Below are 25,021 nucleotides of genomic sequence, written 5' to 3'. Positions count from 1 at the left end.
AATGTGACAAAGGGGCCGTCCCTTTGTCACATTACTCGTGCCATAAAATGCGATCGCGGATGTACTCGCCCAGCATGGGCACGGTAAACCGGACAAGGCCGTATCCGGCAGCCTCGATGACGCGCTCGCGAATCAGACTTGCACGATAATTACTCGCCCAGCTCTGGGTACGGTCACAGCGTTCAATGATATCCGCCGTGCGCGTCGGCTTGTCCTCGTCAACCGCCATAGCCTCGATAAAGAGGCGCTGAGGGCTGCGCAGACCGTAATACAGAGGTGCGTCAACCGCTTCGTAGAACTCGGAGACGGCATCCGCATGGCCATTCTCGACATCGCGCCTTTCGATGACCTGCGAGCCACGCCGGACAGCAGACCGCCACATGTAATAGCCCACCAGCTGAACCATATAGGGATGCCCCATGCTCTTGCGCGCCGCAAGGTCCGCCGTCTCCGCGTCAACGTAAAGACCAGCGTCTTTGACCGTCTGGATATATGAATCGCGCACCTTGGGCAAAGATATCGCCCCCAACGTACGCTGCTGGGCACGCCGCAAAAACGTAACGCTCGGCTCTTCGAGCAGATCGTCAACCATTCTGGGTAAGCCGGCGAACACCAGCGCAAGACCGCGCTGGTCGCTATCGGGCAATCCCGTAGCATCCTGATCTCCGAGCACTTGCTGATAGAGAACGGCAAGAGCCGCCAGCTCTTCGATAGACGCAGATTGCGCCTCGTCAATCGCAAACAGTATGCCCTTGCCTGGACCGAGCTTCTTGAGGCGCTCGTTGACCAGCCCTCGCAACGTCTCGCCCTTTGCTCGCGCCGCCTCGACCGACATCCGGCCAAACGACGGACCGAACTCCATTGACGTCACAACGGGTTTATTCGAGCGAAGCGCGTCGGCCAGGCGATCGCACAAGCCAAGCGAAGCGGAATCGGAGACAACCGCCCATCCGCGCTCGCTGGCTAGACGTTGCAACTCCCGCAGGAGAACCGTTTTACCGCAGCCGCGGTTTCCCGTAATGAGCATGAGCCTGCCCGGCGCTCCGGCGCCGTTGTCGAGCCCTTCCTCAAAATCTTCGATGACCGACTCGCGACCGATGAGTATCGGGGGCCGCTTACCAGCTGTGGGCTTAAAGGGATTTGGATTCATACCGGCCTCCTCGGATTGGCAAACCCTGGTAACAGTTATACCAACTTATACCGAGTTATACCAACAGGATGCGACAAAGAGACTGAACCTCTATCACCTATGGCCGAAAAACTCGGCGTCCGCCGCCCGCCAGGGGCGGAAGGTGGCGGGATCGACCTTTACGTGCGCCGCGGCGGGTACGTCGTACCATTTGACCGTGTAACCGGCGCCGTGAGCGCAAAAGACAGAATCGGGCGTGTTGGGCAGATCGGCCTCGGGCTCATAGGCGGCCGCCTCGATTACGCGCTCAGTATCATGACAGGCCGCATAACCGGCGAACTCCAGGTACAGATGCCCGCGACCGCTCGTGTAGGCAGCCACCTCCAGCGCATAATCCTGCACCTCGGATGCCGGCACGCGACCCACAAGCTTCGCCCGGTCTCCCGCCATCGTGGGCGGCTCGTACTCGGCACTCATGCGCGTGGCATCTGAGAGCGCCCGGCCCACGCACTCCCCCGGCACCTCGAGCTCAAAGCGATACCACGGCTCCAACAACACCGCCGCGCCGGCCTCGCGCGCCTGCATCAAACCCTGGCGAATCGCGCGGTACGTGGCCTGGCGAAAATCACCGCCCTCGGTGTGCTTGGCGTGCGCACGCCCGCCCGTGAGCGTAATGCGCACATCGGTGATGGGCGAGCCCGTCAACACGCCCAGGTGATCGCGCTCCATGGCGTTGGTGAGCGCCAAACGTTGCCAGTTAAGATCGAGCTCGTCGGTCAAGGTCACGGTGCCAAACTGCACGCCCGAGCCCGCTGGCAACGGCTCTAGGCTCAAATGCACCTCGGCATAGTGGCGCAGTGGCTCAAAGTGGCCCACACCCTCGACCGGCTGCAAGATAGTCTCCTTATAGAGAATGCCGCCGGGCTCAAACTCGACCGCAAGGCCAAAACGATCGGCCAGCACGCGCTGCACGACCTCGAGCTGCACAGCGCCCATCAACTGCAAATGAATCTGCTCAAGATGCGTATTCCAGCTCACGCCAAGCATGGGATCTTCGTCCGCCAACTCAGTCAGCGCTTTTAACACCGCATGGACGTCATGTTCGCCCGGCAGCACCGTATAGGTGAGGACTGGCGCAATGACGGGCGCATCGCCCGCGGGCTCCGCGCCCAGGGCGTCCCCTGGGCGAACGTACGCAAGACCCGTCACGGCGCAGATGCCGCCAGCAGCAACTTCCTGGGCAAGCTCGTATTTCTCACCGTTATAGATGCGCACCTGATCGACCTTCTGTTCCCATGCCTCGGCACCGGAACGTCCGTCAATCATCTGCTTGGCGCGCAGCATGCCGCCGGTCACTTTAACCCAAGCCAAGCGCTCGCCACGATCCCCGCGGCTGACACGATAGACGCGCGCAGCAAACTCCGGGAGCCACGCCTGCTCACGCATCAGCGCGCATATGCCATCCAACAGCTTGTCCACACCCTGGTCCTTGAGCGCCGAGCCGGCAAAGCAGGGAAAGAGCTTGCGCTCAACAACCATGCGCGACAGCGTTGCGACGGAAAGCTCGCCCGCCTCGAGAAACTCCTCGAGCGCCGCCTCGTCCAACGCGGCAGCGTCCTCCCAGGCGGCACCGCCCGCCAGCAGCTCGTTGGCATCCAGGCAGCCCTCGGAAAGACGCTGCCCGAGTTGTGCCAGCAAAACATCGCGGCCGGGATTCTCCAAATCGATCTTGTTGATGAAGATGAACGTCGGGATGTCATAGCGTGCAAGCAGGCGCCACAGGGTTTCGGTGTGCCCCTGCACGCCATCGTTGGCGCCCACCACCAGAATCGCGTAGTCCAGGGCACGCAGCGTGCGCTCCGCCTCGGCAGAAAAATCGACATGGCCGGGAGCATCCACGAGCATGACGTGGGTATCGCCGTGGTCGAGCACGGCCTGCGACGAGAAAATCGTGATGCCGCGCTCGCGCTCGATCGCGTTAGTGTCCAGATGCGAATCGCCATCGTCCACGCGGCCACGCTTGCGAATGCGGCCCGCGTTGAACAGCATGGCCTCGGCCAACGTGGTCTTGCCGGCATCGACATGCGCCAAGATTCCAACGACCGCTTGCTTCGACATGGCTCTCCTCTTATTGCAAGCCCATCGCACGCGGCAACGGGCGTTCACGCTCCACACTGGATGATACAATTTACGGGCCGGTGGGCGAAGCGGGCCCTATCCCCCGACCGAGCTCATCGCCCCGCGTTGCCGCGCGGCGATTTTCGTAGGTTCGCGCCTTGCGAAAGCCGGCACCTCCCCTTTTTGTCTGCCCGGGTTCATCTGGGGCGGTAACAATGCGAGTCCCACAACGACGCGTTTTACCAAAAATTGCCCCACTCGGGGCCATTTTTTATTTGAGCTGGGTGATGATACGTGCCTTGGCTCCTACGCCTCGCGCAGCCAATCAAACGCGACACGCGCCGTGCCGTCGGACACATAGACGATACCGACACGCTCGAACCCCGCCTTGGCGATGGCGCCCTGCATGGGCAAGTTGTCCTCGTGCGTGTCAATACGCAGATGGTCGGCGCATTCCTTGGCAAAGGCAAACATCGCCGCCGCGATACCGTGCGCGGTGCCGTCGGATGCCACGCGATGCAGCACGGCATACGGAGTGTCGCTGCGCCATTGACCGTCCTCAATCACGTCATAGCACTCGTCCGGACCCGGTAAAAAGGCAAACGTCGCCACCACGCGGCCGTCGACTTCGCACACGTAACTGCCACCAGCGGCAATATCGGCAGCCAGCTGCTCGGCCGAAGGCGTGCCCTCGGGCCACTGCGTGGCGTTGCCATGCGCGCGCATAAAGGCGCGGGCCGCGTCATAGATAGCCATGACGGCGGGAATGTCGGTATCGAGGGTTTTTCTGATCATCACGCGGCGACCTCATGTTTATTGGTATCACTTTGATTGAGCAATGATACCAACGTTTGGAGAGGAGCGCGAAGCAGATGGGGAGCAAAAAGCGAGCCGCCTGGTCAAAAGCCAAAAGCGAGTTTTTGGGCGCTGCCACCGGCGGCGATATGGGCGACCTGTTTGCGCGCGAGGACGAGCGCCGCGACGCACTAGACGCCGAGCGCGATGAAGCCTGGCGCTACAAGTCGTGCGAACGCAAAAACCGTTACGACACGCGCGCCGAAGCCGAGGCAGTTATGGCCGACTGCGAAAACCGCGGGAGACGTGGTTTGGCCTGCTACAAATGCGAATACTGCGGCGGCTGGCACCTGACGTCGCACCCTTGGAAATAGGCCCCGCATCGGCACGGCGCTGACGGAGTGCCAGCCATCGCCCGCAAGCTACGGACGCGGCGGCACCAAGACATCGTAGCGGACGGCCTTGCCTGCAAGCTGATAGCTCGGCTTAACGCCGGCAAGCAGCGCCCCCTTCACCGGTCGCTTGATAACGACCTTGCGCGGGCGCACCGCGAGCGCAGCCTCGACCAGCGCCTCCTCATCGGCACACGGCTGCTCTAAATGGTGCAAGAGCTGGAACTTCTTTTTAACCGCCGCGCTCTTGGTGCGCTCGGGAAACATGGGGTCCAGATACACCACGTCGGGAGCCGTAAGCTCGCCCTGCTCGATTAGCTCAGCCGTATGGCGAAGGCCGGCAATGCTGTCCTCGCCCGCATGCAAACGCATGCGGGTCACGGCATCAGCAAGCGCCGGATCATCCACTGCGCGGTCCAGCGCATCTTGAAGCAACGCCGCGATCACACAATCCTGCTCATACAAATCGACCGCAAAGCCCGCGGCTGCCAGCAGCAGCGAATCCTCGCCAAAACCTGCCGTAGCGTCAATCGCCCAGGGGCTCTCAATGCCTTTTGTGCGCGCGGCCTTCACCAACAGCTCTTGCTGCAGACGGCCCTGCTTGAGCCGTGGGCGCATGCGGGCAAAATCGGCACGCAGCTCCATCGTGCCGTCGGTGAGCGTGAGCCCCTCGGGCTTCTCGGTCAGCTCTAGCCCTGCGGCCCGAGCAACAGAAAAGGGATCGACGACACCCATGGGCACTCCTTCACAAGCAAAACGGATACGCAGGCGCCGTGTCCGTCGGCACCCAGCCGTTCGTTATTGTCCCACATGCGACATGGCCCACAGCATCCCAATGCAAAGCACCGCCATCAATCCCGTGCACACGGCAGCGATCACAGAATCGCTCATGCGCCTTCCCAACGACCGCGGCTCGCGCACTTGCCCTGTTCCGTACATCATGGCTCCTCCTTAGACCAGCTCCTTGTTACGACTCCATCATCGCAGCGCTGCGCATGAGCTGCCATCGATTTGGCTTACGCCCGGCTTTCGCTTTTGAAAGGTTGGGCCGCACAGTCTCAAAGCGCTTTCATGCGCATGCATCGCCGCGTTGAACTACAATGTGCTTCACCATATATGCCGCAACCTGGGCGCGACAGATTCACCGTGCCCGCATCGAAAGGACCAGTTATGAGCGCCGCTCGCAAGACTCTCAAAATCCTTGCCCTGATTTATTTTGTTCTGGGCATCGCCAGTCTCGTCATTGGAATCGCCGGCATCGCGACCGGCAAGCTCGAGTCCACCTACGGGCCGAACGCCATGCTCGCCGCGGCCGTGATTATCGCCAAGGGCCTCATCGATCTCGCCGCGGGCGTTGCGGGCATCAAGGGCGCCAACAAGCCTTCGCAGGTGGACGGTGCATTCAAGCTCGGTATTGTCGCCGCGGCTGCCACGCTCGTCCAGGCCGTACTTACCCTTCCTGCGCTCGGCGGCAGCGTCGTCAACGTCGGTGCCTTTGTCATCGTGGTCTACGACCTGTTCTTTGTTCAGCAGGCTCACGCCGTTAAGGCCGAGAACAAGGATCGCCTGTAGGCACCTGTCTCCCATAACCCCTGCTATCAAGCAACTGAAAGGGCCGATCGCGCATCCCCGCGGTCGGCCCTTTACGTTTGCCCAGATAAAACCCGCCAAGATAAACCTGTCCCTTTTTGGCAGGTTGTTAGCTGTGGCGGTACTCGGCGATGATGAAGTCGATATCGGTTTGAAGGGTGTCCAGGTTTGCCAGGCGCTCTTTGTCGGCGGGGCGCGTGCGGTAGTAGTACGGCGTCATCTGGAACACCGCCTCGATGTCAGCCTGGGTCTGAAGCGTAATGTTCGCAGACACCCGCTGCGTTCCGACCAACTCGAGCTCGGTGGTCTTCGGCAGCTTCTCATCGTTGAGATATGGCGTGTCGTAGAGCACCTCCTTGAGCCCAAACAGGTGCCGAGCACCCGGCACCACGGTATAGAGCGAGCCCTCGGGCGCCAGCACGCGGGCAAACTCGCGCTCGTTAAAGGGAGCGAAGAGCTCGGTCACCATATCGAAGGCGCCATCGGCCACGGGGATGTCCTTCATATTGGCCACAAAGTAGGTCGCATCGCCGCGTTTGGCGGCCAGGCGCACCATCTCTTTGCCCAGGTCGAAACCGTAAGCATCCACGTCCGGCACCGCACCCATGGCGCTGGTGTAGTAGCCCTCGCCACAGCAAATATCGAGCAAGGTCATGGGGCCGTTCGTAGACGCGGCACGTTCAGACACCTGCTCGCGCACCAGTTCGACCATCGCATCGTGCAACGGCGCGTAGTATCCACGGTTCAGAAAGTCACGACGGCTGCGCGCCTGCGACTTGGGATCACCCATGGAGTCACCGCTCTTGGACGAGCGCAGCAGATAGAGATATCCCTCGCGCGCACGGTCAAATCGGTGTCCGCCCGCGCATGCGGCACCGCGCTCGTCGTCGACCAACGGCTCATGGCAAACGGGACACAACAACATGGCAACTCCTTAGCGCGGACAACACAACGCCCACCATTGTCGCACGCCTCCCCCACCTAGTCATTGGGGACGTTCTTGAATGACTAAGGAGTGTCCCCAGCTGCCGGCAGAAAAGGAACGTCCCTAAGTGCCGACTAGTCGATTAGGAGTATTATCGTCTGCGCAAATAAGCACGAATGAGCATGTTAGAGATTGAGAGCGTATGGCAGACACCGCATCTAAGCACATCGACATGACCACCGGCTCGCTGTGGCGCAATATTCCCCTGTTCGCCTTCCCCGTGGCCGCCACGAGTATCTTGGAGCAGCTGTCGAACCTCATCGCCACGGTCATCATCGGTAACTTCTCGGGCGACCAGGGAACCCTCGCCATGGCGGCGGTCGGCTCCAATGTTCCGCTTACCAGCCTTATGATCAACCTGTTTATCGGCCTGTCGCTTGGCTCCAACGTGGTCATTGCCAACGCCATCGGCCGCAACGACCAGAACATGGTCAAGCGCGCCGTCCATACCTCGATTCTTATGGCACTCGTGGGCTTTGTCGTCATCGCGCTGGGCGAGATCTTTGCCGAGCCCATGCTCGCCGCGCTCAACGTCCCTGACGAAACCATGCCGCTCGCATCGCTCTACCTGCGCGTCTTTTTGCTCAGCATGCCCTCGATCTTGCTCTACAACTTTGAGGCCGCAATCTTCCGCTCCGTCGGCATCACCCGCATGCCGCTGCAGGCGCTTGCCGTGTCCACCGTCCTCAACATTGGCCTGGACCTCATCTTTGTCCCCGTACTCCACTGGGGCGTCGCGGGCGTCGCTATCGCCACCGCCATCGCCTACACCGTCAGCGCCGCTACGCTCTTTATCCGCCTGCTCAAGACCGACTCTGTCGTCCGTGTCACCCCGCGCGACCTGGCCATCGACCCCGTAGCCCTCAAGCGCATCGTCAGAATAGGCCTGCCCGCCGGCATCCAAAGCGCTGTCTTTGCCGTCGCCAACATCATCATCCAGTCCGCCATCAACAGCCTGGGCACCGAGGTCATGGCGGCATCGAGCGCTGCCATGAGCTTGGAGTACGTGTGCTACAACCTGCTCAACAGCTTTAGCCAGGCCTGCACCACCTTTGTGGGACAAAACCACGGTGCCCGCCAGATCGACCGCTGCACCAAAACGCTCAAGGTCTGCCTGGTCGAAGGCGGTATCGTTGCGCTCACCACCATCGTCATCATCGTCGGTCTGGGGCGCGAGATCCTGGCGCTCTTTAACAGCGATCCCAACATCGTCTCGATCGGCTATATCCGCGTGTGCTCGATCTTCCCGGCATACGCCTTTAGCATGTTCTACGAAAACATGTCCGGTTACCTGCGCGGCTTTGGCATCTCGCTCATGCCCGCCCTCATCACCATGATCTGCGTCTGCGGCATCCGCTTCTATTGGGTGTTCTGCGTGTTCCCGAACTTCCGCACCTTTGCGAACATCATGATGGTCTACCCCATCAGCCTGGGCACCACGGCGTTCTTTATGGTCGTGGCGGTACTACTCTGCCACCCGGCACGCACCTATCGCGCCGCCCAAGCCAAAGCGACAGCCCGCTAAACACCGCACTCAACGCCATGCCAGTCATTAATTGACAATATGTGAGCTCATATAGTCGATAAAGTGCCTCGTGGCGATAGGCATGGTGTCCCAGCTGCGCCAGGCTGCCACTACGTCACGCGAGGGAGCGTGCACGATGGGGCGCACGCAGATATCGGCCTTCATGCCCTCGACCGTACGACGGTAGAGCATGCTCACGCCAAGGCCTTCCTCCACCATCGCCATAATGGTGTAGTCGTCGGTGACCTCACTCGTCACATGCGGCGACAGCCCGTGCGCGGCAAAGGCATCGAGCACCAGACTCTGTTCGCCCTCATCCAGCAGCACAAACGGCTCGGACGCCAGGTCGGCGAGCGTCACCTTTTCCTTTGCCGTCAGCGGATGCGCGGTCGGCAGCAGCGCCACCAACTCGTCGTGATAGACCACGCGCTTCTGGAGCCCCGCGGTAAATCCGCGCGCCGTAAAGCAAAAGTCAACCACGCCATCGTGCACCCACTGGGCGTTGCGCGTGTAATCGCCCTGCTTGAGGGCAAAGCGCACGCCCGGGTGCAGGGCCCCAAAGTCGCGAATCACGCGCGGCAACACGGTACGGCTCACGTTGGTAAACGTCGCAATACGAATATCGGTCGAGGAGAGTCCCAGCAACTCCTGGCGCTTGCCCTCGAGCTCGGCCTCGGCAGTTACGATCTGGCGCAGATACGGAAGATACTGTTTACCGTCGCGCGTAAGCGAGACACCCTGTTTGCCGCGCTCGATAAGCGTAGTACCCAGCTCACGCTCGAGCGCCTTGACGGCCTGGCTCACCGCGCTTTGCGTATAGCCCAGCTCATCAGCTGCACCCTTCAGGCTGCCGCGATCGACCACCATACAAACAATCTGATACCGCGATGCCATCGTGCCTCCACGTCGATGTAGCCGTAAAACGTTTTGCCAGCGCTTTTTCTAGTAGCATTAGTATTTCTTAATCATACTGAAGATACATTCGCTTTACTACATCCATCTCTGGGAGCAGAATCCTTTTTGCGAAACCGTTCTGTAACAAAAGGAGTCCCATGGATCGCAAAAAAGCAATCGCGCTCTCATTTTCCGTTCCCGTCGCATGGGGCTTTTCGTACCCCCTCATGAAGATCGGCATGGACAGCATGAACGCCACGAGCATTGTTGCGCTGCGCTGCATCATCGCCTTTGCAGCCTGTCTGCTGCTCTTCCACAAGCACGCGTTTCGCATCAACCGTGACGTGATGGTTCGCTCCGCCATCATCGGCGCCATCATGGCAACCGAGCTCACCTGCATGTGCTTGGGCTCCAGCCTTACCTCTGCCTCCACCGCTGGCTTTTTGCAGAGCCTGACGGTCGTGATCGTGCCGTTTGCCAACGCAGCCCTGCTGCGTCGCGCCCCCGAGCGCAAGGTGCTCATCGGCACCGCCATCGTCACCTGCGGCATGCTGCTGCTCTCGGGCGCCGACTTTACCAGCCTGAATCCCGGTGCGATGGTCATGCTGCTCTCGGCCTTTATCTATGCCAGCCATATCATTGTGGCGAAGCGCTTTGTCGAAGATGTCGACCCGCTGGCCCTGGGTGTTTGGCAGCTGGGCTTCGGTGGCCTGTTCTCGGGCATCGCCGCATGCACCTTTGGCGGTTTCACGCTCCCCAGCACGCCCAACGAGATCGTCGTTGTCGTTGCGCTCGCACTCATCTGCTCTGCCTACGGCTTTATCACCCAGACGCTCGTCCAGCCCCACGTACCTGCCGAGACCACCGGCTTCGCCTTCTCGCTCGAGCCGGTCTGCTCTGCCGTCTTCTCGTTCTTCCTGGTCGGCGAGGTCCTGAGCCCCATCGCCTTCTTTGGCGCCGCCCTTATCCTCACTGGCGTTATGGCGGCAACCGTCGAGCTTCCGTGCCTTCGCGCACATGGACAGGCTCGCATGGCAGGAGCGCCCGAGCACGTCTCGTAGGCCCCACTCCTTGTGCAGCCGCGGCATACAGGTAACCGGTGCGCCTTTACAATAGATGCCGACATAGCATCTGGCATAAAGGAGCTCCATGGACACCGCAACGCGCGACCGCAACATAGCAACTTGGTTGGGCGATGCGCCGCAGCCGGTACGTGACACGACGAACCAGCTGCTCAAGCGCATCGCCCTTCTGCGTGCCGAGCAGACCATTTACCCGGCACAAGACGATATCCTCAATGCCCTCGCCTACACGCCGGCCGACCAGGTCAAGGTTGTCATCTTGGGTCAAGACCCCTATCACGGACCCAATCAGGCCATGGGGCTGTCGTTTTCGGTCCCCGCGACGCAAACCAAGTTGCCGCCGAGCCTGCGCAACATCTATAAGGAGCTCAAGGCCGATCTGGACTGCCCCATCCCCGCCACGGGAGACCTAACCCCATGGGCACAACAGGGCGTCCTACTCCTTAACACGACGCTCACCGTGCGCGAGCATGCCGCGAACTCGCACGCCAAGCTGGGCTGGAGCACGCTTACCGACTACGTCATCGAGCGCTGCTGCCAGCTACCCCAGCCGGTAGTCTTTTTGGCATGGGGCCGCTTTGCCCAGCAGATGGTCGAGGGCAAGCTCGCCGCGACCGGCGCGGGCAAGGCAACCGGCAAGTTCTGCCTGGCCTCTACGCACCCCTCGCCGCTTTCGGCAAACCGTGCCACGGCGCAGCTCCCCGCTTTTATGGGGTCGCGCCCCTTCTCGGCATCCAATCGTCTACTCGAACAGCACGGCTCGATCCCCGTCAACTGGACTTGCCTCGGCTAAAAATCGATACATCAAAGACGCGCCCGACGGCAATCTTGCCATCGGGCGCGTCTTATTACTCGGGCCAGATAAACTGGGTGCGGCCGGCCTCGCCGCCATCGATCAGCAGGCTCTGCCCGGTCATAAACCGGTTGGTCACGCCCACAAAGTAGATCCACTCGGCGATCTCTTGGGCGGTGGCCCAGCGTTTAAGCGGCGTGAGCTCCATAATCTGGTTCCACAGGTGTTCGTCTTCCATCACGCAACGGTTGAGCGGTGTGATAACGCCACCCGGGTCCACGCTGTTGGCGATGGCCTGCGGCGCCAGGCGGTTTGCAAGGTTCTTGGTGTAGGCGATAACGCCGCCCTTGCTGGCGGCATAGGCGGGAAACTCCGATCCCGTATGCCCGCTCGCCGAGCCCACATTGACCACGGATTTGATAGCCGGCGTCGGCTTGGCGGCAAGCCCCTCCCCCACAAAGGCATAGCGCTCGGTCACATTGATGGTGCCACGTAGGTTGGCGGCAATGTCGTCGGCCGAATCCTGCGTACCGGCAACGTTTACGATCACCTGGGGTTCAAGGTCGTCTGGAAACGAGTCCGGTTCGCGGACATCAACGATCAGATGGCGGTAGCGCTCGTGTTCGATCGCCGCCGGCAGCAGATCAAAGCCCACGACCTCGTGGTCCTCGTCCAAAAAACGCTGCACGCACGCGGCTCCGATACCGCCCGAGGCACCCGTGATCAAAACCCGCATACTTGCTCCTTAGGCGGTTGCGTGACGCTCGAGGTACTCGGCGCCCACATTCTCGCGCTCCCAGCCACGCACGACCTTGTAGCCCACGGGGCTCAGGAAGACCTCGCACAGCAGCTCGGCAACAGCGCCGGTCAGCGAGCACATAAGGACCTGCACCCAAGTCCAACCAAAGAACGTGTGGCTCACCACAATGGCAAAGACCAGGTTGTCGATAAACTGACCGATGCCCGTGGACACATAGGAGCGGAAGGCAAAGCTCGCAAAGTTATTCTTTTTGAGCATACGGCCGAGCGACTGGTTGAGCGTGGAGTTGACCACGGCAGAAACGAGCATTGCCAGCGAAGAGCCCAGCACCACGTACCAGGTGCCGCCGATGGTGGCGTTAAGGGCGTTGTTGACCTCGATCATGCCGGTGTCGTAGTAGGCGCCCCACATGCCGGGCGTGAGCGAGCATGCCCAAAAGCACAGGCTCACGGCCAGGTTGACCAGCAGCGCGAGGATAGAGATTTTGATGGATGCCTTGGCGCCAAAGCGCTTACAGATCATGTCCTGGCACAAAAACGAGACCCAGCTCACCACAAAGCCGCAATCGAGCGCCAGATACGGCAGGCTGATGAGCTCTTTGTTGGCCAGCAGGTTCATCATGATGACGCTCACGAAAAACAGCGAAACCGTTGCCGCGGGAATGCTCCGCAACAGGACCTTATAGTCCTCCATGACCTTCTTGATCATTATGTACTCCTTTGGTTTTAGGTTTAACGAGCAGGATATCGGACCCGAACTGCTCGGCCGCCCCGGTCTTGAGGCAACGGTGGGTATGATAGCCGCTCACGCAGCCGCAGGCAAGCAAACGGCGCGGCAGCCCCGCAAGGCCACCGCACCGACGCGCTAAAAGGCTACGTTGCCAAACTCCGACAGGATAAGGTCGGGGTTGTGGTCGGTCGCCCAGTCGACGTTCCACGGGCTCGTGAACAGCAGCAGCTTACCGCCGCGCATGTCCTCGACGCGCAGCGTGTCACGCGTGAGCGAAAGGCCCGGGATATCAATGGTATCGGGGTCGTTCTGAATCCAGCGGATGTCCGTATAGGGCAGCGGCTGGCGACGGACCTCAACACGATACTCGGCCTTGAGGCGGCGCTCGAGTACCTCAAACTGCAGCACACCGACCACGCCCACGATGACGCTCTCCATGCCGGCACCCAGCTCGCGGAAGATCTGGATGGCACCCTCCTGGGCAAGCTCCTCCATACCCTTGACGAACTGCTTGCGCTTGAGCGTGTCGACCTGCGTAATGCGAGCGAACATCTCGGGGGCAAACGTCGGGATCTGCGGATACTGCACGTGGCGCTTGCCGGAGCACACGGTGTCGCCGATGCTAAAGATACCCGGGTCGAACAGGCCCACGATATCGCCCGCGTACGCCTCGTCCACGATGGCGCGGTCATCGGCCATCATCGACGTGCCCGTGGCAAGCTTGAGCTTGCGGTTGCCCTGCACGTGGAAGGCGTCCATGCCACGCTCGAACTTGCCCGAGCAAATGCGCACAAAGGCGATGCGGTCGCGGTGGTTCTTGTCCATATTGGCCTGGATCTTAAACACAAAGCCGCTAAAGTCATCGCGGCAGGGATCGACCGGTTCGCTGGTGAGCGTATCGGTATAGGCGCGCGGCGTCGGGGTCAGACGCAGGAACTCCTTGAGGAAGGGCTCCACGCCAAAGTTGGTGAGCGCCGAGCCAAAGAACGCCGGGCTCAGCTTGCCGCAGGCCACGGCATCCAAGTCGAGCTCGTCGCCGGCGCCATCGAGCAGCTCGATGTCGTCCATCAGGTTCTTATGGTTCTCCTCGCCAATAAGCTCGTCCATGGAAGGATCGCCCAGCTCGGCCTCGACCTCGGCGACCTTCTTGGTGGCATTGGCGTGGCCGTCGCCCTCAAAGGCGATAACGCGACGGGTCTGACGGTCGAACACGCCGCGGAAGTTGCGGCCGCTGCCAATCGGCCAGTTCATGGGATACGTATTGATACCTAGGACGTTCTCGATCTCTTCCATGAGCTCAAACGGATCGCGAGCCTCGTGGTCGAGCTTATTCACAAAGGTGAAGATGGGAATGTGGCGCAGCGTACAGACCTTAAAGAGCTTTTTGGTCTGGGCCTCGACGCCCTTAGCGCCGTCGATGACCATGACTGCGGCGTCGGCGGCCATAAGGGTACGGTAGGTATCCTCCGAGAAGTCCTGGTGGCCGGGGGTATCGAGGATGTTGACGCAGGCGCCATTATAGGTGAACTGCAGCACCGAGGAGGTAACGGAAATGCCGCGCTCCTTCTCGATGTCCATCCAGTCCGAGACGGCGTGCTTGGCCGAGCTCTTGCCCTTGACCGAACCGGCAGTCTGGATGCTGCCGGTATAGAGCAGCAGCTTCTCGGTAAGCGTGGTCTTACCGGCGTCCGGGTGGCTGATGATCGCGAATGTGCGGCGCGACGAGATTTCATCCGACAGGCTTGCCATGCGGATCCTTTCTTGCATTGAGTGCATTACGTCGATGTAACCGCACTATTGTAGCCGCGAAATCCCGCTCTAGGGCGCCTATCAGGACAAATTCATCAGTTGGGGCCTGGGTAGCCGGCCCAATCCGAATTTGTCTCTTGCGTAACTGTACATAGTGTATATATACTGTGCTTACCGGTTATATACACGTGTAGCCCAACAGCTAAGGAGCCGCTGTGGACATCATCCTATCCAATTCGAGCGACAAGCCCATCTACGAGCAAATAGCCTCGCAAGTCAAAGCTCAGATCCTTTCGGGCGCGCTCGCTGCGGGAGCCAAACTCCCCAGCATCCGTGCACTCGCGAGCGATCTTGGCGTGAGTGTCATCACCACCAAGCGCGCCTACGCCGACCTGGAGCAACTCGGCTTTATCTGCACCGTGCAGGGCAAGGGCTGTTTTGTCGCCGAGGGCAACCAAGAACTCTTGCGCGAAAACCAGCTCTGCCATATCGAAGAGCTGCTTGCGAAAGCAGCGAGCCAAGCCGAAGCCTTGGGCGTCACGCGCGACAAGCTGCACGAGATGCTCGACCTCGTAGCCCCCGAAACCATGCAGTAGCCATCTGCAAGAAAGGCTATACCATGCAAAAGTTGCTAGAACTTAAAGGTGTATCGCGCCGCGTGAGCGACCGCTTTTCACTGCGCGACGTCACGCTTGCCGTGGAGCCCGGCCAGATCGTTGGCTTTGTGGGCGCAAATGGCGCCGGCAAGACGACGACCATTCGCGCCGCGCTTGGGCTTATAAAGCCCGATGCCGGCGAGGTGCATCTGCTTGGACAGCGCTGCGACGCCAACGCGCCCGACGAGACGCAGCGCCACCTGCGCTCCCGCATCGGGCTTGTCCTGGACACGTGTCCCTTCCCCTCCACGCTCAAGGTGGGCCAGGTCGAGAAGCTCGTAGGCCCGGCATACCCCACGTGGAGCTGCGAAACGTTCGCCGGATTCATCGACCGATTTGGCCTCGATCCCAAGACGAAGGTCAAGGACCTCTCCCGCGGCATGGGCATGAAGCTGCAGCTCGCCTGTGCGCTCAGCCACAATGCCAAGCTGCTCGTTTTGGACGAAGCCACCGCGGGCCTCGATCCCATGGCGCGCGAGGAACTGCTCGACGAGTTGCTTGCCTTTGTCGCCGACGGCCAGCACAGCGTGCTGCTCTCGAGCCACATTACATCCGACCTCGATCGCACTGCCGACCGCGTCATCTGCATCGATAACGGCTCGATTGTGTTTGACCTGCCGCGCGAGGACATTACCGACCGAGCCGGCATCGCCCACTGCACCCAAGCACAGGCCGCAGAGCTTATGGCTTGCGTCGAAGGTGCCCGCGCCGCCCACCACGCCTATAGCGTGGACGTGCTCGTACCCAACCGTCGCGAGGCGCTCGAGGCCTTCCCCGAGATTCCCTGCGACCGGGCAACCATTGATGACTATCTTCGCCTCATACTGAAAGGGGCTTCGAAATGAAACGCGCCTTTATGTCTGAGCTCGCCATCGTCCGCACGCTTGTCCCGAGCATCGCGGGCGTCGGCCTGTTCATCTTCGTCGTACTGACCCTCGCCAACGCATCGGATGGCGATGCCAGTATGAGCGCCGGCGCCTGCGCGGTCAGTGCCATGTCGCCCATCGTGGTCATGAACTCGCTGGCCGGCTACGACAATCAAAACGGATGGGAGCGCTATCGGGCAACGCTGCCCCTCTCGCGCAAAGACATCATCTGCGCACGTTACCTCTGCATTGTTGCCTTCTCGGCCATCATGGCGTGTGCGACCGTGCTTTTGAGCACCATCACTCTTCCGTTCTTCGATCACACGGGCATGCCCTCGACGGGACAGATCGTCTTTGAGACCACAATAGCCTCCGCCGCATCGATGCTCATCTCCCTCATGATGGTGTTTCTGGCACAGCCGCTGTTCTTTCGATTTGGACACATGGAGGCGCTGCGCCTTTCCGTCGGCCTGTTTGCCCTGCTCGGATGCCTTGCCATGGCCACGCTGAGCTCCTCCAACCCCATCAGCAACTGGCTCATGTCGATTGCTGGGGCGAATCCCAATCCTGCCGTCCTCGGCTGCCTGTGCGCAGGAATTGCCGTACTGGCCCTCGCGCTATGTGCAATCAGCTGCACCGTCAGCACCAAGGTCTATCGAGCACGCGATTTGTAGCCACACGAAACTTGACCCACGTAGGCCACAATCGGTCGCAATCGCCCATCCGCAAATCCATGACAAACGGCATGTCCCCGGCGTGCGCCACCGTACTACTTGCGCAGCGGCTTGGGCAGCGGAATGCCCGCCGCGATGACGGCGGCGATGATCATGCAGACGATGCCCTTGAGTGGGAAGCACATGAGCAGCAAGCCCACAACCATGACCGGCTGACGCATAACGGCGCCCATCGTCGAGGCCGTGCAGACGGCGACGCAAAAGACCGGATCGGCGCCGGTGAGGATGGCAAGGCCATAGCCCAGGCTCACACCCGAGAAGATAACCGGGAAGAAGTGGCCGCCACGCCAACCAAGGTTGATGAGGGCGGGCGTCAGCATGGCCTTAACAAGACCGGTCGCGATAAGCACGCCGGCGGGAATGGTCATATAGGTCTCCATGAGCACGTCGGCTTGGGTCTCGCCGGCAAACATGGTGTAGGGCAGGACCGTGCCACAGATGGCGAGCGCCAGACCGGCCAGCATGGCCTTGACGACAGGGCGCTCCCCTATGGCGTGGGCCAACGCCTCGCTCGCGTGCTCCGAGACAAAGTACAGCCAGCCGCAGGCCGTACCGATGAGCGCCAGGGGAATAAGCCAGGCAAGCTCAAGGTTGCCCACCCGGGCAGCCTCGAACCTCGGCATACCCATACCGCCGCCCATGAGTTGGCCGAGCAGTAGATAGGTGCCCAGGCCGCCGGCAATCGCGATGCCGTAGACCACGGTCTTTTGCGCCTTGGGCAGTTTGATGGTGATCTCGTCGGATTCGGCGTCTCCATCGTCGTCGGCGCCCTGGCCGTCAGCGCTACCGGCGAGCGGCGCCACAAAGCCAAAGACGGGCGCGGTGAAGAGCGCCGTCAGGGCGGCCTGGGTGCCCAGCAGCGTGAGCTGCCTAAACTCGACGCCAAAGCGACGCATGCGGTCGCCGACCCAGCTGCACAGGCCCGCGATAACGCCGGTCAGGCCGGCCTCCGGTCCAATGCTTCCGCCAAACAGCAGCGGCAGCAATGCCGCAAGCGAAAGCTTGCCCAGGTTGTCGTACGGGTAGCAACCGTCCTGTTTAACCTTGGCCATCACCTGGTTAAGGTCGTCGGTCTTGGTGCCCGTCATCTTTTCGTACAGACCGATCAGCAGGCCGCCCAGCAAGCAGACAAAAAACGGGTACGGCAGAAAACCGAACGGGCCGCTCGCGAGCTCAGGCGAAGCGACGCCCAGCGCGTGCGGAATCTCGGTCCACAGATAGTCGACACCGTGCTCCATCGCAAAAAAGAACAGCCAGACCGCGGCGCCTGCGAACGCACCGGTCACGGCAACGCTAACTAAAAACAGCGCACGGTTTTTGGGTTTTGCAAGACTATCCATCGGGACCTCCCGTGGTCAAATTCGGCAAAGATACGTTTTATTGTAGAGCGAGCGTTGCCCGAACGAGCCAACCGTCTGCGCCGCAAACGGCACCATTGGGAGTCATAGTGGGGCAGGCTCAAGACTTATCCGTTGATAATCGAGGCAATCTCGCGCAAATCGTCGGCAAAGTAGATGCCGTGCTGGCGCCTCGGGCTCGAAAGCCCTTTATCAATCATGTGCTCGAGCAACGCCTTAAGATCGTTGTAGTAGCCCCCAAGGTTGTACAGAATGCACGGCGCATCGAGATGCCCCAACGACACGGCGGACATGACCTCGGCAATCTCCTCGAGCGTACCCGTCCCACCGGGAAAGGCGATGAACGCGTCACCGAGCTCAATCATCTTGGCCTTGCGTTCGGCCATGTCACTCGTCACGATAAGGTCGTCGATACCGTCATGTTGAAACTCGGCCTCGATAAAAAAGCTCGGCTCCACACCGGTCACGTGTCCGCCGGCATCGAGCACGCCATCGGCGAGCGCGCCCATCAGCCCCGACTTGGACCCGCCGTATACCAGCGCGTGGCCGTTGGAGCCAATCCATGTGCCGAGCTGCTGCACCGCAGGCAGAAACGCCGGGTCGTTACCGACGCTGGCGCCCAGGTATACCGTGATATTCATATTCAGCCCCCTTGTTGTGACGCGCGGCGCCCGCCCTAGCGTTGGCGTCGGCGATATTCGCGCACGCGGCGCGACAGGTCGGCGAGCTCATCGCGATCGAGCTCTTCCAGATGCTCAAGATCGTCCATAAAGCGCGCCATGGTGTCCTTTTGGCGCATCTTGATGAGCGTATTGCAGTAGTTCACCGCCACGCCCGTGAGCATGGCGATGTAGAAGATGCTGATGACGCTCAAAACGACGGTGATAGCGCGGGCAACCGGCGTTTCGGCCGGGATATCGCCAAAGCCGATCGTCGATACGGTCTCAAAGCTAAACCAGAGGCCATCGCCAAACGTAAGGGTCGCAGGGTCGGACAGCCAGACGGCCGTCGAGCACAGCAGGTAGAAGATAAGGAACAGGCCGGTGATGCGCGCAAAGCCAGCCTGGCGCAACACGTCGGCAAGCGTCCTCAACTTGTTCATCGCGACCCCTTTTCCAGACGCCCAATCACATTCGCTCGTTATTGTCCCACACCCGGCAGAAAGGGACTGTCCCCAACTGCCGGGAGTGACCGTTTAGCGGTGCGGCGGCTGAATGGGCAGGCTGAGCTGGTATCCTTATGCGAAACTGTCTCAACTCGATAGGATTTCATGTGAAACCTTCCGCTGTCTTTCGCTTGGCTCTATATCGCACCCTGGCCGTCGCGCTTGCCGCGCTCGCCATACTGAGCGCCGTCATGCCCGCCCCCGCCTTTGCCGCCGACTCCGACCGGCAGGTCAAGACGGTCCGCGTTGGCTGGCTCGTCAACAACAAAGGCTTCCAGGAAGGCACGCCGGGCGAGCGCCTCTCGGGATGGGGCTACGAGTACCTCCAGACCCTCTCGTATTACACAAAGGGCTGGCAATACGAATACGTTAGCGGCACCTTCTCCGAGCTTATGGACATGCTCGAGGCAGGCGAAATCGACCTCATGCCCAACATCTCGTATTCGGCAAAACGCGAGCAGAAGCTGCTCTTTTCCTCGAACCCCGAGGGCACCGAGCGCTACTACATCTACGCCAGGCCCGACCGCGACGACCTGGCCAAGGGTGACCCCCAGGCGCTCCAAGGCCTCACCATCGGCTGCAACTCTGGCGTTATGCAAACTATCGTCGGCCAGCAGTGGCTCGCCGACGAAGGCGTTACCTGCACCTATAAAGAAATCGACACCGGCAGTGCCCTCTTTGAGGCGCTTGCAGACGGCGAGGTCGACGCCGTCATCATGAACGACACCATTTCGTCGCCCGATGCGTCACCCATGTTCTACGTAGGCTCGAGCGACTACTATTTTGCCGTTCCCAAAAGCCGCCCTGATCTGATGAACGACATCAACGCCGCCATGACGACCATCGCCCGCGATAACCCACGCTATAACGAGGAAGTCAAATCGAGTTACTCGACCCAAAACAGTGGCTCGTCATCGCTCACCGGCCCCGAGACCACCTGGCTCAAAGAAAACGGCAATACCATCACGATCGGCTATCTTAAAAACCAACTTCCCTACTGTACGCAAAATGACGACGGCGAGATGGAAGGGTCGCTCGCCTCGCTTGCAACGACGTTGCACGACAAGTTTGGCATTACGGTCAAAACAATCGCACTCTCGAGCAACAAACAAATGATCAAAGCCCTTTCCAACGGGACCATCGATGTCGCCCTGCCGTTGTTTCGCGACTACTGGCTCGCCGAGCAGACAGGGGTCATCCAGTCAAACTCGATGGGAACGGTTTCGCTGACCGCCATTCACAGTGGCAAAAACCTGAACAGCGACCTTAAGAACATCGCTTGTACAAAGAGCACAATCGTTAACCGTTTTGAGCTCGAAAGTCTCTTTCCGAACGCAACGGTAACCGAGTATTCGAATGACGGCGAGGTGCTCAAAGCCCTCGATGAGGGGAAGGCACGTTGCATCATTGTCCCCAGCACGCGCCTGGAAACTCTCCGCGACATCTACGACATCGAGGATTTCGAAACACAGGAACTCACCAACACGGCACAACTATCGTGTTTAATTTCGCGCGGCAAGCCCGAGCTGCTGGGAATCATCAATAAGGGCATCGTCAATGCAGGTGAATCGCTCTCTGCAAACAGCTATTTCCCCACATCGTACTCGGCGCAAGAATCGGATGCGTTCCGACTTCTCTACCGCAACCGCATCGTCATTGCGGCAGTCGTCATTTGCATTTTGCTCACCGGCATCGTCATCCTTGTCTGGTCGCTTTACCGCGCACAGGAGGAACGGCAGAAAGCCGATGCCGCCAACGCCGCCAAAACCGCTTTCCTCACGCGCATGAGCCACGACATCCGCACGCCGCTCAACGGCATCCTGGGCCTTATCGAAATTGAGGAATTGAGAGAAGGCGACATGCAGGTCGCCCGCGAAAGCCGCGCCAAGGCGCGCGTTGCCGCCAATCACCTGCTGTCGCTGATTAACGACATCCTCGAGATGGGCAGGATCGAGGAGCGCAAAGTGACGCTCGAGCACGAATCATTCAACCTTAAAGAGCTGTGCGACAATGCGCTCGTACTGTGCAAGCTCCGCGCATCGGACCGCGGCATAACCATGCTCGACACCAGCGAGCCCTACGCTGTCGACCAATATATGATCGGCAGCCCCACCCATATTCGGCAGATCCTTGTCAACCTGCTCGACAACAGCATCAAGTACAACAAGCACGGAGGCACCGTCACGTTCTCATCGACCATCAAACCGGTCGACGACGAGCACGCCGTGTTTTGCTTTAGCGTCTCGGATACCGGCATTGGTATGACATCCGAGTTTTTGGCACACATTTACGAGCCGTTTGCCCAGGAAGGCGACGATGCGCGCAGCAAGTTCCAAGGAACCGGCATTGGCATGTCTATCGTCAAATCGCTCATCGATATGATGGGCGGCACGATTGAGATTTCGAGTGAATGTTGGCGTGGGAAGTACGTTTAACGTCCAGATTCCGCTCGAGATCGACAAGAACCCTCAGGCAAAAGAACGTACGGATAAGCAGGAAACCAGTTGCTCGCTTGCCGGCATGAACGTTCTTTTGGCAGAAGATAACGAGCTCAATGCCGAGATTGCCCAGGCCCTGCTCGAAAGCGAAGGCATCGTCGTAACGCGGGCCGCCGACGGCAACGAAGCGGTCGACCTATACGTTGGTCATCCCGCTGGCAGCTTCGATGCGATCCTGATGGACATTATGATGCCGGGTATGGATGGCTACGAGGCAACCCGCGCGATTCGCCTGAGCGAGAAGGCCGATGCAACCGACATCCCCATCATCGCGCTCACCGCCAACGCCTTTGCCGAAGACGCCAAGGCGGCACACGACGCCGGCATGAACGCCCATCTGCCCAAACCGCTCGACTTTAGCAAGCTCAAAAACATACTCGCCTGTATCAAGAAAAACGGGGCTGTTTCGCTATAGTTTGTGCTCAACCACCATGCGCAGTAGAAAGGAAGCCAACGATGTTTAGGCCCTTACGTCGAAAGAAACGCGCCATCACCGACGAGGAAGCGCGCGAACTGCTCGCTACCTGCAAGCGCGGCGTCCTTGCCGTCAACGGCGATGATGGCTACCCCTATGCCATTCCCGTCAACTACTTCTTTGACACCGAGCACGACAAGATTTATTTCCATGGCGCCAAGGCTGGCCACAAGGTCGATTCACTCAGGCGTGATGACAAAGTCTGCTTTACCGTTTACGGCAACGAGTGGTACAAGGACGATGACTGGGCTCCCTATGTTATGAGTACCGTGGTCTTTGGCCGTTGCCGTCTGGTAGATGAGGCCCCCGCGTTTATCGAGGACAAAGTCCGCCAGCTCGCGCTTAAGTATTACCCTTCCGCCGAAGAAGTCGAGGAGGAAATCGCCAAAGACATCAAGGGCGTCCAACTCTACGAGATTTCGATTGAGCATCTTTGCGGCAAGCAGATCCATGAAAAGTAGCGAATGCGGAAAACGCGCTCGCTACCCTCTGTGCCCCATGCGCCCACGCATTTTGACGGCGTGGGCGCATGGGGCAGCGCTCGAATCGAGCGCCCCCTATACCCCAAAAACGTAGCGGTCCAGGCGCTCACACGCCTCCTTTACCCGCGAAAGCGGCAGTGCCAGATTCACGCGGATGTGACAGGGCCCGTGGAACGGGCGGCCGTCCTGATACCCCACGCCCACACGCGCGCCTCCGTCGAGCAGCCACTGAATATTGCGGCCATGTTCGCGGCACCACTCGGTGCAGTCCAGGAACACCATGTACGTGCCCTGCGGGCGCGAAAACGCGACGCCCTTCCAATGTTTTTCTGCATACGTGCAGAAGTACTCGATATTGCCGGCAAGCACCTGGTTGAGCTCGTCAACCCACTCGTAGCCCTGCGGCTGGTAGGCGCCGATAAGCGCGTGCATCGAAAGGACGTTCATCTCGTTGTAGTGGGTCTTGTTGGACACGGCGCTCACGCGGTCGCGCAGCGTCTCGTTATAGATGATGTGGTAGCTGCCGACCAGGCCCGCCAGGTTGAACGTCTTACTGGGCGCATAGAGGGCAACCGTGCGCATGCGGGCATCCTCGCTCACCGACTGCGTCGGGATATGCTCGTGACCCGGCAGGATGATATCGGACCAAATCTCATCCGAGATCACCACACAATCGTGCTGGCGATAGATGTCCATGGCACGTTCGATCTCGTCGCGCTCCCATACTCGGCCGCAGGGATTGTGCGGCGAGCAGAACACCGCGGCATGGATGTGGTTTTGGGCGAGCTTGCGCTCCATGTCCTCAAAGTCCATACGCCACACGCCTTGGTCGTCGAGCTTAAGCGGGCTGTGGACAATGCGATAGCCCGCGGCTTCGATAGACTTGGTGAAACCGATGTAGGTGGGGCTATGGACCAGCACCGCATCGCCCGGCTGGACGTACGCGCGCAGCGTCGACACGACACCGCCCAGCACACCGTTTTCGTAGCCGATATGCTCCGGCGCCAAGCCCTCGACGCCGTTGCGACGGCTCTGCCATTCGATGATGCGGTCGAAGTACTCGTCACGCGGATTGAAATAGCCAAACATGGGGTGCTGGGCGCGCTGAATGATGTGCTCCTGGACCGTGGGCACCGTGGCAAAGTTCATGTCAGCCACCCACATGGGAATGCGGTCGAAGCCCTCGTCAGGTGCGTTCGGAGCCATGCCGGGGATCTCGCCCCAGGAGTCAACGGCGATGGCGTCCATGCCGTGGCGGTCGATAAGCGAAGTAAAGTCGTATTTCATGCTGGGCTCCCGTGCAAAGCGGATTGTTTTGGTAGGCGTTATTGTCCAACAGCGTGGGCGGTTTTGGAGCGGGGTTTGGCGCTTAATTTGGCGGGTGCGGACGAACGGCTGGTTAGTCTTGCGCGTCGTTGATAGCGGTTATCGTCAACCTGGTTCCGTCGACCGTAAACGATATGTCGAGCCCAGCGTAAGCCAAGTGGTAAATGCGGCTTGGCTCGTGTTTGCTGCCCGCGCGGCGCGGATCCTGGTGAAGAACCTCAACCAAGCCAGGGAGCTTTGCGGGCAGGACCATGTCTTGAAGCGCTTGCGGAAACTCGACGTCGAGCTCTTGCCACGGAGCATCCTCAATCCAGCCGCCGGTCGCGTCCGGGTGACAGTCTGCAAACGGAATGTAGGGCTTGATATCGTAGATGGGCGTGCCGTCGCGCAGGTCGGCCCCCAGTATATGGATGATCGGGCCATCATCGGTGAGCTCGACACGATCGAGCTTGACGCAGGTGAGCCCGATGGGATTAGGACGAAACGGACTGCGCGTGGCAAACACGCCCACGCGCTCGGCCCCACCCAGGCGCGGCGGGCGCACGGTTTTCGACCACTTGGCATTGGTGCCAGACCTGTCCTGCGTCTTGGCATCGGTAGCTATGTCCTTAGCCGTGCCGCCGGGCGTTCCGTTTTCGAAGCGCCACAACAGCCATAGGTGAGAGAAGGAGTCCAGACCCTCAACCGCTGCGTTGGAGGCAAATTCCGGCTCAAAGACGATGCGTCCCTGCAGATGGGGCGCCAAAAAGCTGTTGCGCGGAATGCCAAACTTCTGCGGCAGGTCGGTATGTATGTGTGCGATAGGTTCCATGCCGGTCATTGTACGGCATGGAGATGTAGGGCGTTGCGCGCAATTCTCCGCCGCGGTCCCCCGTCGCGCAACCAACGGTTGCTTGGAAGGGCACCTGCTGTCGCGTATG

Annotated in this window: 25 protein-coding genes; 11 read left to right on the top strand and 14 right to left on the bottom strand. The window is 60.2% G+C overall.

The genetic code is table 11. The features are described from left to right. Window positions 1–31 precede the first annotated feature (31 nt). The 3 genes from AAAT03_RS05285 to AAAT03_RS05275 form a co-directional block, all read right to left on the bottom strand. Window positions 32–1,150, bottom strand: coding sequence for an ATP-binding protein (locus tag AAAT03_RS05285; protein ID WP_349102768.1), 1,119 nt, complete (start codon window positions 1,148–1,150; stop codon window positions 32–34). Window positions 1,151–1,243: 93 nt separating this feature from the next. Next, window positions 1,244–3,247: a translation factor GTPase family protein gene (locus tag AAAT03_RS05280; RefSeq protein ID WP_349102767.1), complete on the bottom strand. Its 2,004-nt coding sequence runs from the start codon at window positions 3,245–3,247 to the stop codon at window positions 1,244–1,246. A 306-nt stretch (window positions 3,248–3,553) separates the two neighbouring features. Beyond that, window positions 3,554–4,042 (bottom strand): GNAT family N-acetyltransferase, encoded by a 489-nt coding sequence (locus tag AAAT03_RS05275; RefSeq protein ID WP_349102766.1) that lies wholly within the window; start codon window positions 4,040–4,042, stop codon window positions 3,554–3,556. 77 nt (window positions 4,043–4,119) lie between these two features. Here AAAT03_RS05275 and AAAT03_RS05270 point away from each other — a divergent pair, with 77 nt between their 5' ends. Beyond that, window positions 4,120–4,416 (top strand): hypothetical protein, encoded by a 297-nt coding sequence (locus tag AAAT03_RS05270; RefSeq protein WP_349102765.1) that lies wholly within the window; start codon window positions 4,120–4,122, stop codon window positions 4,414–4,416. 48 nt (window positions 4,417–4,464) lie between these two features. Here AAAT03_RS05270 and AAAT03_RS05265 read toward each other — a convergent pair whose 3' ends face one another. Further along, window positions 4,465–5,169, bottom strand: coding sequence for a class I SAM-dependent methyltransferase (locus AAAT03_RS05265; protein ID WP_349102764.1), 705 nt, complete (start codon window positions 5,167–5,169; stop codon window positions 4,465–4,467). A 435-nt stretch (window positions 5,170–5,604) separates the two neighbouring features. Here AAAT03_RS05265 and AAAT03_RS05260 point away from each other — a divergent pair, with 435 nt between their 5' ends. Next, entirely contained in the window at window positions 5,605–6,006 is a 402-nt protein-coding gene (locus AAAT03_RS05260) for a hypothetical protein (protein WP_349102763.1), read from the top strand. Window positions 6,007–6,133: 127 nt separating this feature from the next. Here the strand turns inward: AAAT03_RS05260 and AAAT03_RS05255 are convergent, their stop codons facing one another. After that, on the bottom strand, window positions 6,134–6,949 hold the full coding sequence (locus tag AAAT03_RS05255; RefSeq protein WP_349102762.1) for a putative RNA methyltransferase: 816 nt from the start codon (window positions 6,947–6,949) through the stop codon (window positions 6,134–6,136). A gap of 202 nt (window positions 6,950–7,151) precedes the next feature. On the opposite strand from AAAT03_RS05255, the gene AAAT03_RS05250 reads away from it, so the two are divergent. Next, window positions 7,152–8,534, top strand: coding sequence for an MATE family efflux transporter (locus AAAT03_RS05250; protein ID WP_349102761.1), 1,383 nt, complete (start codon window positions 7,152–7,154; stop codon window positions 8,532–8,534). Window positions 8,535–8,561: 27 nt separating this feature from the next. On the opposite strand, the gene AAAT03_RS05245 is transcribed toward AAAT03_RS05250, so the two are convergent. Continuing rightward, complete coding sequence (locus AAAT03_RS05245; protein WP_349102760.1) at window positions 8,562–9,428, bottom strand: LysR family transcriptional regulator; 867 nt, start codon at window positions 9,426–9,428, stop codon at window positions 8,562–8,564. 158 nt (window positions 9,429–9,586) lie between these two features. Between AAAT03_RS05245 and AAAT03_RS05240 the strand changes: the two genes are divergently transcribed. After that, a complete protein-coding gene (locus AAAT03_RS05240) occupies window positions 9,587–10,489 on the top strand; it encodes a DMT family transporter (RefSeq protein WP_349102759.1) in 903 nt (300 codons plus the stop codon). Between the two features lie 88 nt (window positions 10,490–10,577). Continuing rightward, window positions 10,578–11,303: a uracil-DNA glycosylase gene (locus AAAT03_RS05235; RefSeq protein WP_349102758.1), complete on the top strand. Its 726-nt coding sequence runs from the start codon at window positions 10,578–10,580 to the stop codon at window positions 11,301–11,303. 55 nt (window positions 11,304–11,358) lie between these two features. On the opposite strand, the gene AAAT03_RS05230 is transcribed toward AAAT03_RS05235, so the two are convergent. The 3 genes from AAAT03_RS05230 to AAAT03_RS05220 form a co-directional block, all read right to left on the bottom strand. After that, window positions 11,359–12,039, bottom strand: a complete 681-nt coding sequence (locus AAAT03_RS05230; protein WP_349102757.1) for an SDR family oxidoreductase — start codon at window positions 12,037–12,039, stop codon at window positions 11,359–11,361. A gap of 9 nt (window positions 12,040–12,048) precedes the next feature. Beyond that, the gene (locus AAAT03_RS05225; RefSeq protein ID WP_349102756.1) at window positions 12,049–12,771 is read right to left on the bottom strand and encodes a VUT family protein; all 723 of its coding nucleotides are present in this window, start codon (window positions 12,769–12,771) and stop codon (window positions 12,049–12,051) included. 156 nt (window positions 12,772–12,927) lie between these two features. Beyond that, window positions 12,928–14,541: a peptide chain release factor 3 gene (locus AAAT03_RS05220; RefSeq protein WP_349102755.1), complete on the bottom strand. Its 1,614-nt coding sequence runs from the start codon at window positions 14,539–14,541 to the stop codon at window positions 12,928–12,930. Between the two features lie 215 nt (window positions 14,542–14,756). Between AAAT03_RS05220 and AAAT03_RS05215 the strand changes: the two genes are divergently transcribed. The 3 genes from AAAT03_RS05215 to AAAT03_RS05205 are packed head-to-tail and all read left to right on the top strand — an operon-like array spanning window position 14,757 to window position 16,737. Further along, entirely contained in the window at window positions 14,757–15,137 is a 381-nt protein-coding gene (locus tag AAAT03_RS05215; protein WP_117640582.1) for a GntR family transcriptional regulator, read from the top strand. A 23-nt stretch (window positions 15,138–15,160) separates the two neighbouring features. Further along, on the top strand, window positions 15,161–16,042 hold the full coding sequence (locus AAAT03_RS05210) for an ABC transporter ATP-binding protein (RefSeq protein ID WP_118333974.1): 882 nt from the start codon (window positions 15,161–15,163) through the stop codon (window positions 16,040–16,042). Beyond that, window positions 16,039–16,737, top strand: coding sequence for an ABC-2 transporter permease (locus AAAT03_RS05205; RefSeq protein ID WP_117805923.1), 699 nt, complete (start codon window positions 16,039–16,041; stop codon window positions 16,735–16,737). Before AAAT03_RS05210 ends, AAAT03_RS05205 begins: the two co-directional genes overlap by 4 nt. Window positions 16,738–16,832: 95 nt before the next feature. On the opposite strand, the gene AAAT03_RS05200 is transcribed toward AAAT03_RS05205, so the two are convergent. The 3 genes from AAAT03_RS05200 to AAAT03_RS05190 form a co-directional block, all read right to left on the bottom strand. Next, a complete protein-coding gene (locus tag AAAT03_RS05200; RefSeq protein ID WP_349102754.1) occupies window positions 16,833–18,137 on the bottom strand; it encodes a chloride channel protein in 1,305 nt (434 codons plus the stop codon). Window positions 18,138–18,262: 125 nt separating this feature from the next. Beyond that, a complete protein-coding gene (locus tag AAAT03_RS05195; protein ID WP_349102753.1) occupies window positions 18,263–18,796 on the bottom strand; it encodes a TIGR00730 family Rossman fold protein in 534 nt (177 codons plus the stop codon). A gap of 35 nt (window positions 18,797–18,831) precedes the next feature. Continuing rightward, window positions 18,832–19,257 carry a potassium channel family protein gene (locus AAAT03_RS05190; RefSeq protein ID WP_117862347.1) on the bottom strand — a complete coding sequence of 142 codons (426 nt, stop codon included), beginning with the start codon at window positions 19,255–19,257 and terminating at the stop codon, window positions 18,832–18,834. 170 nt (window positions 19,258–19,427) lie between these two features. Here AAAT03_RS05190 and AAAT03_RS05185 point away from each other — a divergent pair, with 170 nt between their 5' ends. Genes AAAT03_RS05185 through AAAT03_RS05175 form a run of 3 tightly spaced genes read left to right on the top strand, consistent with a single transcriptional unit; the run spans window position 19,428 to window position 22,754 of the window. Continuing rightward, window positions 19,428–21,755 (top strand): transporter substrate-binding domain-containing protein, encoded by a 2,328-nt coding sequence (locus tag AAAT03_RS05185; RefSeq protein ID WP_349102752.1) that lies wholly within the window; start codon window positions 19,428–19,430, stop codon window positions 21,753–21,755. Next, the gene (locus AAAT03_RS05180; RefSeq protein WP_349102751.1) at window positions 21,739–22,233 is read left to right on the top strand and encodes a response regulator; all 495 of its coding nucleotides are present in this window, start codon (window positions 21,739–21,741) and stop codon (window positions 22,231–22,233) included. Before AAAT03_RS05185 ends, AAAT03_RS05180 begins: the two co-directional genes overlap by 17 nt. Before the next feature lie 41 nt (window positions 22,234–22,274). After that, the gene (locus tag AAAT03_RS05175) at window positions 22,275–22,754 is read left to right on the top strand and encodes a pyridoxamine 5'-phosphate oxidase family protein (RefSeq protein ID WP_349102750.1); all 480 of its coding nucleotides are present in this window, start codon (window positions 22,275–22,277) and stop codon (window positions 22,752–22,754) included. 96 nt (window positions 22,755–22,850) lie between these two features. On the opposite strand, the gene AAAT03_RS05170 is transcribed toward AAAT03_RS05175, so the two are convergent. Next, the gene (locus tag AAAT03_RS05170) at window positions 22,851–24,062 is read right to left on the bottom strand and encodes an aminotransferase class I/II-fold pyridoxal phosphate-dependent enzyme (RefSeq protein WP_349102749.1); all 1,212 of its coding nucleotides are present in this window, start codon (window positions 24,060–24,062) and stop codon (window positions 22,851–22,853) included. Between the two features lie 112 nt (window positions 24,063–24,174). Further along, on the bottom strand, window positions 24,175–24,912 hold the full coding sequence (gene tsaA, locus AAAT03_RS05165) for a tRNA (N6-threonylcarbamoyladenosine(37)-N6)-methyltransferase TrmO (protein ID WP_349102748.1): 738 nt from the start codon (window positions 24,910–24,912) through the stop codon (window positions 24,175–24,177). Between the last annotated feature and the right edge of the window lie 109 nt (window positions 24,913–25,021).

The organism is Collinsella sp. CLA-AA-H167 (assembly GCF_040095305.1).
Taxonomy (GTDB): domain Bacteria; phylum Actinomycetota; class Coriobacteriia; order Coriobacteriales; family Coriobacteriaceae; genus Collinsella.
This window is presented reverse-complemented; position numbering and strand designations above follow the sequence as displayed.

What these genes read in the sequence shown, in the direction of transcription:
- AAAT03_RS05285 (WP_349102768.1), bottom strand. Translation starts at nt 1,150, where the DNA reads ATGAATCCAAATCCCTTTAAGCCCACAGCTGGTAAGCGGCCCCCGATA.
- AAAT03_RS05280 (WP_349102767.1), bottom strand. Translation starts at nt 3,247, where the DNA reads ATGTCGAAGCAAGCGGTCGTTGGAATCTTGGCGCATGTCGATGCCGGC.
- AAAT03_RS05275 (WP_349102766.1), bottom strand. Translation starts at nt 4,042, where the DNA reads ATGATCAGAAAAACCCTCGATACCGACATTCCCGCCGTCATGGCTATC.
- AAAT03_RS05270 (WP_349102765.1), top strand. Translation starts at nt 4,120, where the DNA reads ATGGGGAGCAAAAAGCGAGCCGCCTGGTCAAAAGCCAAAAGCGAGTTT.
- AAAT03_RS05265 (WP_349102764.1), bottom strand. Translation starts at nt 5,169, where the DNA reads ATGGGTGTCGTCGATCCCTTTTCTGTTGCTCGGGCCGCAGGGCTAGAG.
- AAAT03_RS05260 (WP_349102763.1), top strand. Translation starts at nt 5,605, where the DNA reads ATGAGCGCCGCTCGCAAGACTCTCAAAATCCTTGCCCTGATTTATTTT.
- AAAT03_RS05255 (WP_349102762.1), bottom strand. Translation starts at nt 6,949, where the DNA reads ATGTTGTTGTGTCCCGTTTGCCATGAGCCGTTGGTCGACGACGAGCGC.
- AAAT03_RS05250 (WP_349102761.1), top strand. Translation starts at nt 7,152, where the DNA reads ATGGCAGACACCGCATCTAAGCACATCGACATGACCACCGGCTCGCTG.
- AAAT03_RS05245 (WP_349102760.1), bottom strand. Translation starts at nt 9,428, where the DNA reads ATGGCATCGCGGTATCAGATTGTTTGTATGGTGGTCGATCGCGGCAGC.
- AAAT03_RS05240 (WP_349102759.1), top strand. Translation starts at nt 9,587, where the DNA reads ATGGATCGCAAAAAAGCAATCGCGCTCTCATTTTCCGTTCCCGTCGCA.
- AAAT03_RS05235 (WP_349102758.1), top strand. Translation starts at nt 10,578, where the DNA reads ATGGACACCGCAACGCGCGACCGCAACATAGCAACTTGGTTGGGCGAT.
- AAAT03_RS05230 (WP_349102757.1), bottom strand. Translation starts at nt 12,039, where the DNA reads ATGCGGGTTTTGATCACGGGTGCCTCGGGCGGTATCGGAGCCGCGTGC.
- AAAT03_RS05225 (WP_349102756.1), bottom strand. Translation starts at nt 12,771, where the DNA reads ATGATCAAGAAGGTCATGGAGGACTATAAGGTCCTGTTGCGGAGCATT.
- AAAT03_RS05220 (WP_349102755.1), bottom strand. Translation starts at nt 14,541, where the DNA reads ATGGCAAGCCTGTCGGATGAAATCTCGTCGCGCCGCACATTCGCGATC.
- AAAT03_RS05210 (WP_118333974.1), top strand. Translation starts at nt 15,161, where the DNA reads ATGCAAAAGTTGCTAGAACTTAAAGGTGTATCGCGCCGCGTGAGCGAC.
- AAAT03_RS05205 (WP_117805923.1), top strand. Translation starts at nt 16,039, where the DNA reads ATGAAACGCGCCTTTATGTCTGAGCTCGCCATCGTCCGCACGCTTGTC.
- AAAT03_RS05200 (WP_349102754.1), bottom strand. Translation starts at nt 18,137, where the DNA reads ATGGATAGTCTTGCAAAACCCAAAAACCGTGCGCTGTTTTTAGTTAGC.
- AAAT03_RS05195 (WP_349102753.1), bottom strand. Translation starts at nt 18,796, where the DNA reads ATGAATATCACGGTATACCTGGGCGCCAGCGTCGGTAACGACCCGGCG.
- AAAT03_RS05190 (WP_117862347.1), bottom strand. Translation starts at nt 19,257, where the DNA reads ATGAACAAGTTGAGGACGCTTGCCGACGTGTTGCGCCAGGCTGGCTTT.
- AAAT03_RS05175 (WP_349102750.1), top strand. Translation starts at nt 22,275, where the DNA reads ATGTTTAGGCCCTTACGTCGAAAGAAACGCGCCATCACCGACGAGGAA.
- AAAT03_RS05170 (WP_349102749.1), bottom strand. Translation starts at nt 24,062, where the DNA reads ATGAAATACGACTTTACTTCGCTTATCGACCGCCACGGCATGGACGCC.
- tsaA (WP_349102748.1), bottom strand. Translation starts at nt 24,912, where the DNA reads ATGGAACCTATCGCACACATACATACCGACCTGCCGCAGAAGTTTGGC.